At 71.1% G+C, this 10,435-nt stretch carries 6 protein-coding genes and 1 pseudogene; 4 read left to right on the top strand and 3 right to left on the bottom strand.

The window, feature by feature from the left end; translation table 11 throughout:
• The 3 genes from VF330_RS34980 to VF330_RS34970 form a co-directional block, all read right to left on the bottom strand.
• The coding region (locus tag VF330_RS34980; protein WP_330856012.1) for a GDSL-type esterase/lipase family protein at window positions 1-1,027 on the bottom strand (1,027 nt) is incomplete at its 3' end.
• A gap of 146 nt (window positions 1,028-1,173) precedes the next feature.
• A complete protein-coding gene (locus tag VF330_RS34975) occupies window positions 1,174-2,202 on the bottom strand; it encodes a LacI family DNA-binding transcriptional regulator (protein ID WP_330856011.1) in 1,029 nt (342 codons plus the stop codon).
• A gap of 180 nt (window positions 2,203-2,382) precedes the next feature.
• Window positions 2,383-3,726 carry a glycoside hydrolase family 6 protein gene (locus tag VF330_RS34970; RefSeq protein WP_330856010.1) on the bottom strand — a complete coding sequence of 448 codons (1,344 nt, stop codon included), beginning with the start codon at window positions 3,724-3,726 and terminating at the stop codon, window positions 2,383-2,385.
• A gap of 475 nt (window positions 3,727-4,201) precedes the next feature.
• On the opposite strand from VF330_RS34970, the gene VF330_RS34965 reads away from it, so the two are divergent.
• The 4 genes and pseudogenes from VF330_RS34965 to VF330_RS34950 form a co-directional block, all read left to right on the top strand.
• Entirely contained in the window at window positions 4,202-5,587 is a 1,386-nt protein-coding gene (locus tag VF330_RS34965) for an endo-1,4-beta-xylanase (RefSeq protein WP_330856009.1), read from the top strand.
• A 125-nt stretch (window positions 5,588-5,712) separates the two neighbouring features.
• A complete protein-coding gene (locus VF330_RS34960; protein ID WP_330856008.1) occupies window positions 5,713-7,131 on the top strand; it encodes a PHB depolymerase family esterase in 1,419 nt (472 codons plus the stop codon).
• A gap of 24 nt (window positions 7,132-7,155) precedes the next feature.
• Window positions 7,156-9,993 carry a glycosyl hydrolase family 95 catalytic domain-containing protein gene (locus VF330_RS34955; protein ID WP_330856007.1) on the top strand — a complete coding sequence of 946 codons (2,838 nt, stop codon included), beginning with the start codon at window positions 7,156-7,158 and terminating at the stop codon, window positions 9,991-9,993.
• Between the two features lie 44 nt (window positions 9,994-10,037).
• Window positions 10,038-10,435: pseudogene (locus VF330_RS34950) on the top strand (poly(3-hydroxybutyrate) depolymerase); the annotation flags it as partial.

Raw genomic sequence — 10,435 nt, 5'->3', positions numbered from 1 at the left:
AGGTGGCGGACTCCACGGCCGGCGCACCGGAACCGGACGCGAGGAAGCCGAAGGTCGTGGACGCACCGGGACTGAGCGCGCCGTTGTAGGTCGCGTTGGTGACGGTGCCCGAGGCGCCGGCCGTGCCGCCCCACAGCTGCGTCACGACGTTCCCGCCGGGCAGCGTGAACCGCACGGTCCAGCCGGTCGTGGCGGACGCGGCGGTGTTGGTGACGGTGACGTCGGCCTGGAAGCCGCCGTTCCACGTGCCGGTCACCTTCGGCGTCGCGGTGCACGCCGTGCCGGTGCCGGGCTGGTCGCCGACGCTGCCGGGCACCGACGCGAGGGCGTTGAACCAGACGGTCGCCATCTTGCTGTAGCCGGCGGCGTTCGGGTGGATGCCGTCGGGCAGGTCGGAGATCGGCACGGCCGGGTACATGTCCACCACGTGCACCCGCTTGCCCGCGGCGGCTTTCGCGCGCAGCAACGGGACGATCGCCGCGTTGTAGTTGCGGACGGTGGCGTCGGCGAAGCGGATCGGGATGATCGTCGAGACGAACACCTCGGCGCCCGGTGCCTGCGCGGTGATCTTGTCCACCAGCGCGGACAGGCGCTGCGGCGCGCCGCCGGGATCGCTGCCGTACATGTCGTTCGTGCCGATGTGCAGCAGGACCGTGCGCGGGGTGTAGGTCCTGAGCCAGTTCACGACGTTCGCGTCGACCTGGGCGATCGTCCAGCCGGGATGGCCCTCGTGGTTGCGGTCCGGCATGGAACCGGGACCGTCCGCGAGGGACCCGACGAAGTCGACGTTGCGTCCCGCGGCGCGCAGTTTCGCGCCGAGGTCGAGGCGGTAGCCGCCGATCGAGCCTCCCTGGGTGATGGAGTCACCGAGCGGCATGACCCGCACGGGATCGGCCGAGGCGGCTACCTCGTCCTGGGTGGACTGGGCTGCGAGGGCGGGTGAGGCGGCCAGCAGGGTGGCGACCAGCGCACCGCACAGCGCTTTCAACGGGCTCGGCATGGTGAGCCTTTCGTCGACGAGGGTCAACGGCAGGGGCGGCTCCCAGCAATGTAACGACGCCTTCACAGCGGGGTCAAAGCTAAATGTGAGCGCTAACTTTTAGCAGCGCTGCTCTCCCCGGCGGGGTACTGTCCACCCGGGGTCGGCGCGCTGTTAACGCGAACAAGTGCCGGTCACCGGTGCGCCCTCGCCACCGAACCGCCCCTGCGGACCGGCATCGGCACCCGGTGGACCAGCGGCGGACGGGCACCGCGTCCCCGCCCCTCGACGATCTCCACCAGGACGTCCACCGCCCGCGCTCCGAGCTCGTGGCAGGGCAACGCCACGGTGGTGAGCCGGGGCCGGGTCCAGGAGGCCACGGGGAAGTCGCCGAACCCGAGGACGGACACGTCGCCCGGCACGGAGAGCCCGGCGTCGGCGAGCGCCTGGTACGCGCCGAACGCCAGCCGGTCGTCGAGGCAGAGCAGAGCGCGGGGCCGGTGCCGCCGCAACAGGTTCGTGGTCGCCGCGTAGCCGTCCTCGGGTGTCCACTTCGGACAGGAATGCGTGCTGACGACCTCGACGCCGGCCGCGTCGAACACCGCGCGCAGACCGGCGAGCCGGTCCACCGCCGCGACGCCGTCGGGCGGGACGTCGCACGGGCCCGGCCCGGCACCGATCAGGTGGACGCCGCGGTCGTGCCCGGCGTCGAGCAGCACGCGCGCGGCCGACCGGCCACCCCGTTCCTCGTCGGGCACCACCGTGGGCAGGCAGGAGCTCAGCGCGGCCGCGCAGCTGAGCACCACGGCCGGCCCGTGTCCCAGGCCGTCCGGCTCGGCGACCGTGCCCGGACGCGTGGCGGCGAACACGACGCCGTCCGCCCGCCGGTCGCGCATCGCCTCCACCAGGCTCCGCCCCATCGCGGGGTCTCCCCCGGACTCGGCGACGAGCAGCATGAACCCGTGCCGGTGCGCGGCCTCCACGGCGCCCTTGACGACGTCTCCCGCCGGTCCGGTGTCGAGCACGAACCCGATCGTGCGCGACAGCCCGGACCGCGGTCCCCCGGCCGGGGTGCCGCGCCGGTAGCCCAGCTCCCGCGCGGTGGAGCGCACCCGCTGCTCGGCCGCCTCGGAGATGCGCAGCTCCCGCGCCCGTCCGGTGAGCACGAGCGAGGCCGTCGTGACCGACACCCCGCTCGCCGCCGCCACATCGGCCAGGGTCACCCGTGATCGTCGCACCGCGGATCCGCCTCCTGTCGCCTCGAGGACCCGGCCGCGCCCCGGCCGGAGGGGGTGTGCTCGGATTCCGGGCGGGGAACAACGGGGTCCCCGGCCTGCGTCAGGCCGGGGACCCCGCTCCCTGCCGCCGCCTCCCGCGGGAGGCGGCGCCGTTCACCAGCCGCCTCAGGAACAGGCGACCCCGTTCAGCACCGGCGACGAGAACGGCGGAGTGCCGTTGTAGTTCGCGTTGTAGCCGATGCTGACCTGCCCGCCGGAGGCGATCGAGCCGTTCCAGGCGGCGCTGGCCACCCGGACCTCGTCACCCGCGTCGGTCCACGTGCCGTTCCAGCCCTGCGTCACCGAGACCCCGGGAGCCGAGAACGAGAACGTCCACCCGTTGATCGCCGAGCCGCGGTTCACGATGACGACCTCCGCGGAGTAGCCGCCCTGCCACTGGCTCGTGATGCGGTGGGTCGCCGTGCAGCCGCCACCGGGGTTGCCGCCCGGCGTGGTCGTCGTGGTCGTGGTCGTCGTCGTGGTGGTTGTCGTCGTCGTGATCGGGCCCGCCGCCAACGCGAGGTCGTAGGCGCGTTGCGGCACGAACTGCCCGGCCGGGCCGATGCAGCCGTCCGACTCGCCCGGCAGCTTGACCCACAGGAACGCGTCGATCTTCGAGTCGCCCGTGTTCGTCGTGCTGGGCGTGCCGATCGCGCGCCCGGCCGGGTCGCACCACTCGCTGCCGGCGGGACCGTTGCCGTTGCGACTGGTGTCGACCACGGCCTTGAGCCGGCCGTCACCGACGGCGTTCAGCACGTTCTTGGCGAAGTTCACCTCGTCGGACGTGGAGCGGTAGTTCGACACGTTCGTCGAGATGCCGTCGGCGCTGTTGGAGATGTCCGCGCCGCGCAACCGGTTCGCCGCCTCCGACGGGGTCAGCCACGAGGAGTGGCCGATGTCGAAGTAGACCTTGGCCTGGCCGGACCCGGACTTGAGCTTCTTGCCCGCGTAGGCGATCGAGGCCTTCGTCTGGTTCTGCTGGTCCGCGCTCTGGCAGGTGGTCATCAACGGCAGCACGTCCGGTTCCAGCACGATCGTCGCCGGGCGGCCGGCGAGGCCCGCCGCGACCTCGTCGACCCAGGCCCGGTAGGCCGCGTGGGAGGACGCGCCGCCGCCGCTGGCGCCGCCGCAGTCGCGGTTGGGGATGTTGTAGACCACCATGATCGGGATCTTGCCCGCCGAGGCCGCCGCGCCCACGAAGGAGCTGACCTCCGACCGCACCGTCGAGGTGTTGGTCGTGGTGTACCAGCGCGCCTGCGGGACCGAGGCGATGCGGTCGCGGATGAGCGCGGCCCGCGAGTCACCGGGGTTGGCCGCCACCCACTTCGCGCTCGAGCTCGACGGGTCGACGTAGAACGCCGACTCGGCGGCTCTGACCGACGTGCCGCCGCTGACCACCAGGGCCGCGACCCCGGTGACCACCGCGCCCGCCAGCAGGCACGCTCCCGTGCCCCGCTTCCACCGTGTCATCGTGTCTCCAGTTCGCTCGTTGCTGTGATTCGGGTTCTCGCAGCGTCGTTGCTGTCCGGACGTGGGAATCGGCGACGCGAGAGCGCTCTCATTACGGCGGAGAAGCGAATGCGAGTTCGGGTCAACGTAACCACGGAAGTCTGAGCCGTCAACGCCGGAAGTGTTAATGCGGCACGCCCGTCCGGAGAAGTTTCGAAACGTTCCCGGAGAATGCGATCAATGCCGTGACGTGGTAGTTGGGAGCGCTCCCGCACGAAGTTTAGGCCGATCAGGGCAACCTGTCGTCGAATTCGACAACGACTTCTTGTGACCGTCGACGAACGTTTGCGACACTCCGGAACGGCAACGGCGGGCGATGGCGGAACAACTCCGCCAATTCTCACGCCCACCGCGATCCGGCAATGGCGCACCGGGTCCGGCCATCCGTCCTGCCCATCCCACCCTGCATTCGGGTTGACCTCGGAAAGCGTGGAAGATGAAACTGACACCGAAGTCAGTGGCCTTGATCCCGATCATCGCGACGGTCGCGACAGCGGCATTCGGCGCCACCCTGATCGCACCTCCCGCCGCGAACGCGGCGACCACCCTCGGCGCGGCGGCCCAGCAGAGCGGCCGGTACTTCGGCACCGCCGTGGCCGCGGGCAGGCTCGGCGACTCGACCTACGTGGGCATCCTGAACCGCGAGTTCGACATGGTGACGGCCGAGAACGAGATGAAGATGGACGCGACCGAGCCGAACCAGAACCAGTTCAGCTTCGGCAACGGCGACCGCATCCTCAACCAGGCCCGCAACCAGGGCAAGCGCGTCCGCGGCCACGCACTGGCCTGGCACTCGCAGCAGCCGGGCTGGATGCAGAACATGTCCGGCACGGCCCTGCGCAACGCGATGCTCAACCACGTCACGCAGGTCGCGACCTACTACAAGGGCAAGATCTACGCCTGGGACGTGGTGAACGAGGCGTACGCCGACGGCGGCAGCGGCGGCCGTCGCGACTCGAACCTCCAGCGCACCGGCAACGACTGGATCGAGGCCGCCTTCCGCGCGGCGCGGGCGGCCGACCCCGGCGCCAAGCTCTGCTACAACGACTACAACACCGACAACTGGTCGGACGCGAAGACCCAGGGCGTCTACCGGATGGTGCAGGACTTCAAGTCCCGCGGCGTCCCGATCGACTGCGTCGGCTTCCAGTCGCACTTCAACAACAACAGCCCGGTGCCGTCGAACTACCAGACGACCCTGCAGAACTTCGCCAACCTCGGCGTCGACGTGCAGATCACCGAGCTCGACATCGAGGGCTCCGGCAGCGCCCAGGCCCAGAAGTTCGGCAACGTCACCAAGGCCTGCCTCGCCGTCTCCCGCTGTACGGGCATCACGGTGTGGGGCATCCGCGACAGCGACTCGTGGCGCGCCTCCGGCACCCCGCTGCTGTTCGACAGCAGCGGCAACAAGAAGGCCGCGTACAACGCGACGCTGGACGCGCTCAACGCCGGTGGTACCGGCACCGACCCGACGTCGACCACGACGACCACCACCACTACGACCACGACGACCACCAGCAACAACCCCGGCACGGGCGGTTGCACGGCCACGGTGTCGCTGAACCAGTGGAACGAGGGCTTCGTCGCGACGGTCAAGGTCACCGCGGGCTCCAGCGCGCTGAGCGGCTGGGCCGTCACGGCCACGGTCTCGAACGCCACGGTGACCAGCTCGTGGAGTGCGAACCGCAGCGGCAACAGCGGAAGCGTCACCTTCACCAACGTGGACTACAACGCCAACGTGCCCGCGGGCGGGACCACCGAGTTCGGTTTCCAGGGCAGCGGCAACGGGTCGGGCCTGAACCCGTCCTGCTCGGCGCGCTGACCCACCGCACCACGTACCGGGCAGGCTCCCGCGGAACGGACACCCGTCCTTCCGCGGGCGCCGGCCTGTTCCCGGCAGGCGAGGACGCCCCGGAACGGCAGCGGTCCGCCGCTCGACGTGGCCCGGTGGCAGTTCGCCCGACCGCCCCCGAACTCCTCTTCCAGCAAGAGATCGAGGTCGTCATGACCCTCTCCCGCACCGCTTGGCAGCACGTCACCAGGTACCGCGTCGTCGCGCTGGCCGCGGCCGCGCTGTCGATGATCGCCGCCGTCGCCTTCTCCTTCGTGCCGCAACCGGCGCAGGCCGCGTCCCTGACGCGGGTCACGGGGTTCGGCACCAACCCGACCAACCTCAACATGTACGTCTACGCGCCGGACCGGCTGGCCGCCAGGCCCGCGCTGCTCGTGATGATCCACTACTGCACCGGCTCCGCGAGCGCGGTGCACAACGGCGGCGCCCGCGACTACGTCAGCGCCGCCGACCGCTACGGGTACGTGATCGTCTACCCGGAGGCGACCAGGGACGGCCGCTGCTTCGACGTCTCCACGCAGAACGCGTTGCGGCGCAACGGGGGCAGTGACTCCACCGGCATCATGTCGATGGTCTCGTACGCGCGCCAGCGCTACAACGTCGACCCGTCGCGCATCGTCGTCTCCGGCTTCTCGTCCGGCGCGATGATGACCAACGTGCTGGCCGCCGAGTACCCGGACGTGTTCAGCGCGGCGTCGGCCTTCGCCGGTGTTCCCGCGGGCTGCTTCGCGACGACCGACGGGTCGTTGTGGAACAGCCAGTGCTCCGGCGGCAACCTGCAGAAGACCCCGCAGCAGTGGGGCGACCAGGCCAGGGCGATGTACCCCGGCTACACCGGCAGCTACCCGCGGATCCAGCTCTGGCACGGCACGAACGACACCACCCTCGCCTACCCGAACTTCGGCGAGGCGCTCGACCAGTGGACGAACGTGCACGGCGTGAGCAGGACGCCGGTGTCCACCGACCAGCCCCAGTCGAACTGGACCCGCACCCGGTACGGCGCGAACGCCGTCGTCGAGGGCATCAGCGCCCAGGGCGTCGGGCACGACGTGCCGACCGCCGGGATGGTCGGCTACGCCATCACGTTCCTCGGCCTGGACCGCCCGTCCACGGATCCCACGAGCACGACCACCACCACTACCACCACGACGACAACCACTACGACGACCACGACCACGACGACCCCGCAGCCGTCCCAGGGCTGCTCGGTCAAGGCCGAGGTCAACGCGTGGAACAACGGCCTCACCGAGACGATCACCATCACCAACACGTCGTCGACGGCCGTGAACGGCTGGAAGCTCCAGTTCGCGCTGCCGGGCGGGCAGACGATCACCGGCGGCTGGAGCGCGACCTACTCCCCCGCCAGCGGCCAGGTGACGGCGACGAACGTCTCCTACAACGGGCAGATCCCGCCCGCCGGCCAGATCTCGATCGGTTTCCAGGCCACGCACACGGGCAACAGCGCGGTCGCCGGCGGGTTCACGCTCAACGGCGCGCAGTGCGCCGCGGCCTGACCGCACACCATTGAGAGGACCGCGATGTCCGGCCTGAACCGCAGGCAGCTGATGAAGCTCGGAGCCGGAGTCGCGCTGACGCGGGCGGGGTGGAGCGCCCACCCCGCCTCCGCGGCAACCCCGCTCGCCGCCGGCGACCTGTCGCTCCGGTACACCGGACCGGCCGGGAGCGACTGGCTGCGCGCCCTGCCGGTCGGCAACGGCCGGCTCGGCGCGATGGTGTTCGGCAACACCGACACCGAACGCCTCCAGCTCAACGAGGACACGGTGTGGGCGGGCGGGCCGCACGACTACAGCAACCCGCGCGGCGCCGGGTCGCTCGCCGAGATCCGGCGGCTCGTGTTCGCCGGGCAGTGGACGCAGGCGCAGTCGCTGATCGACCAGACCATGCTCGGCAGTCCCGCCGGGCAGATGGCCTACCAGCCGGTCGGCGACCTGCGCCTGACGTTTCCGTCCGCGACCGCGACCGGCTACCAGCGCGCGCTCGACCTCACCACCGCCACGACGACCGTGAACTACACGGCGAACAACGTGCGCTACCAACGTGAGGTGTTCGCCAGCGCGCCCGACCAGGTCGTCGTCGTGCGCCTCACCGCGGAGACGGCGGGATCCCTGTCGTTCACCGCGTCGTTCAGCTCACCGCAGCGCACGACGACGTCCACTGTGGACTCCAGCACGATCGGGCTGGACGGCACGTCCGGCACCTACCGCGGCCTCACCGGCACGGTCCGCTTCCTCGCCCTCGCGAAAGCGGTCGCCGAAGGCGGCAGCGTCTCCAGCTCCGGCGGGACGTTGCGCGTCACGGGTGCCAACGCGGTGACGCTGCTGATCTCCGTCGGCACCAGCTACGTCGACTTCCGCACGGTCAACGGCGACTACCAGGGCAGCGCGCGCAACCGCCTCACCGCGGCGCAGGCGCTGAGCTTCGACACCCTGCGCGCCCGGCACGTCGCGGACTACCAGGCGTTGTTCGGCAGGGTGTCGCTCGACCTCGGGCGCACCGCGGCGGCCGACCAGCCGACCGACGTCCGGATCTCCCGGCACGCGAGCACGACCGACCCGCAGTTCGCCACGCTGCTCTTCCAGTACGGCCGCTACCTGCTGATCTCGTCGTCGCGCCCCGGCACGCAGCCGGCGACGCTGCAGGGCATCTGGAACGACCAGATGAGCCCGTCCTGGGACTCCAAGTACACGATCAACGCCAACCTGCCGATGAACTACTGGCCCGCCGACACCACCAACCTCGGCGAGTGCTTCCAGCCGGTCTTCCGGCTCGTCAACGACCTGACGACCACCGGCGCCCGCACCGCCCAGGTCCAGTACGGCGCCCGCGGCTGGGTCGCGCACCACAACACCGACGCCTGGCGCGGTTCCTCGGTCGTCGACTTCGCCGCGGCGGGCATGTGGCAGACGGGCGGCGCGTGGCTGTCGACGCTCATCTGGGACCACTACCTGTTCACCGGCGACGTCGACTTCCTGCGCGCGTACTACCCGGCGCTCAAGGGCTGCGCGCAGTTCTTCCTCGACACGCTCGTCACCGAGCCGAGCCTCGGCCACCTGGTCACGAACCCGTCCAACTCGCCGGAGCTCAACCACCACGCGAACGCGAGCGTCTGCGCCGGGCCGACGATGGACATGCAGATCCTGCGGGACCTGTTCGACGGCTGCGCGAACGCGTCCGAGGTGCTGGGCGTCGACACCGACCTGCGCACGCAGGTCCGCGCGGCCCGGCAACGGCTGGCGCCGACGCGGGTCGGCTCGCGCGGCAACGTGATGGAGTGGCTGTACGACTGGACCGAGACGGAACCGAACCACCGGCACGTCTCGCACCTGTACGGCCTGCACCCGAGCAACCAGATCACCCGGCGCGGCACTCCCCAGCTGCACACCGCGGCCCGCCGCACCCTCGAACTGCGCGGCGACGCGGGCACCGGGTGGTCGCTCGCCTGGAAGATCAACTTCTGGGCGCGGCTGGAGGAGGGCTCGCGGGCGCACGACCTCCTGCGCTCGCTGGTGACCACGGACCGCCTGGCGCCCAACATGTTCGACCTGCACCCGCCGTTCCAGATCGACGGCAACTTCGGCGCGACCTCGGGCATCGCGGAGATGCTGCTGCACAGCCACAACGGCGAGCTGCACGTGCTGCCCGCCCTGCCACCGGCCTGGCCGGCGGGCAGCTTCTCCGGCCTGCGCGGCCGCGGCGGCCACACCGTCGGTGCCACCTGGGCCGCCGACGGGTCCGTCAGCCTGACCGTCACACCCGACCGCGACGGCACCGTCCGGATCCGCAACCGGGTCTTCACCGGCGCGTTCGAGCTGAGGGACACCACCGGCGGCACCGTCGTCCAGCCCGCGAGACCGGAGTCGGACGTCGTGGCGTTCTCCGTCCAAGGTGGACACACCTACCGCGCGACCGGCCAGGGATCGGCCGCGCCGGTGCAACCCGGCGTCTACTACCGGCTGGTCGCACGGCACAGCGGGAAGTGCCTGGACGTCAGCGGGGTGTCCACCGCTCCCGGTGCGCTGGTGCACCAGTGGCCGCAGACGAGCGGGCTCAACCAGCAGTTCGACTTCCTCGACGCGGGCGGCGGCTATTACCGCGTCCGCGCCCGGCACAGCGGGCTCGTGCTCCAGGCGGCGAGCGCGTCCAGCGGCGCCGACGTCACCCAGCAGGCCGACACGGGCGCCGCCGACCGGCAGTGGCGCGTGGTCGACCACGGCGGCGGGGTCGTCAGCCTGGTGAACCGGCAGAGCGGGCTCGCCGCGGACGTCTGGGAGGCCTCGACGGCCGACGGCGCCCGGCTGTCGCAGTGGGCCGTGACGGGCGCCGACAACCAGAGGTTCCAGCTCCAGCCCGTGTGACGACCGAAGGGACGACTATGGTCCACCAGCACAGGGGACGTGCCATGTCCAGGTTCGTGGCCGCGGCGGCGGCCGCGAGCGCCGTGGTGTTCCTCGCCGCGACAGGTATCGCCCTCGGCGGTACGGCGCAGAGCGGTCCCGCTCAGGGCGGTCTCCCTCAGGGCGGCCCGGGTACCGCGGCGGCGACGGCGGGCTGCGGCAAGGCCCCGACGTTGACGAGCGGCCAGCGCACCATCAGCAGCGGCGGCCAGAACCGCACGTACTTCCTGCGGATACCGGCGAACTACGACAGCAACCGCCAGTACCGCCTGTTCGTGGGCTTCCACTGGCTCAACGGCACCGCGAACGACGTCGACTCCGGCGGGTCGGACGGCTACAACTGGTCCTACTACGGCCTGCGCAAGCTCTCCGACTCCGCGAACAACGGCACGATCTTCGTGGC

Origin of the sequence: Lentzea sp., from assembly GCF_036380075.1 — a bacterium.
In the GTDB taxonomy this organism is placed as follows: Bacteria; Actinomycetota; Actinomycetes; order Mycobacteriales; family Pseudonocardiaceae; genus Lentzea.
Note: the sequence above shows the minus strand (reverse complement) of the source record. Positions and strands in the feature narration are given on the sequence as shown.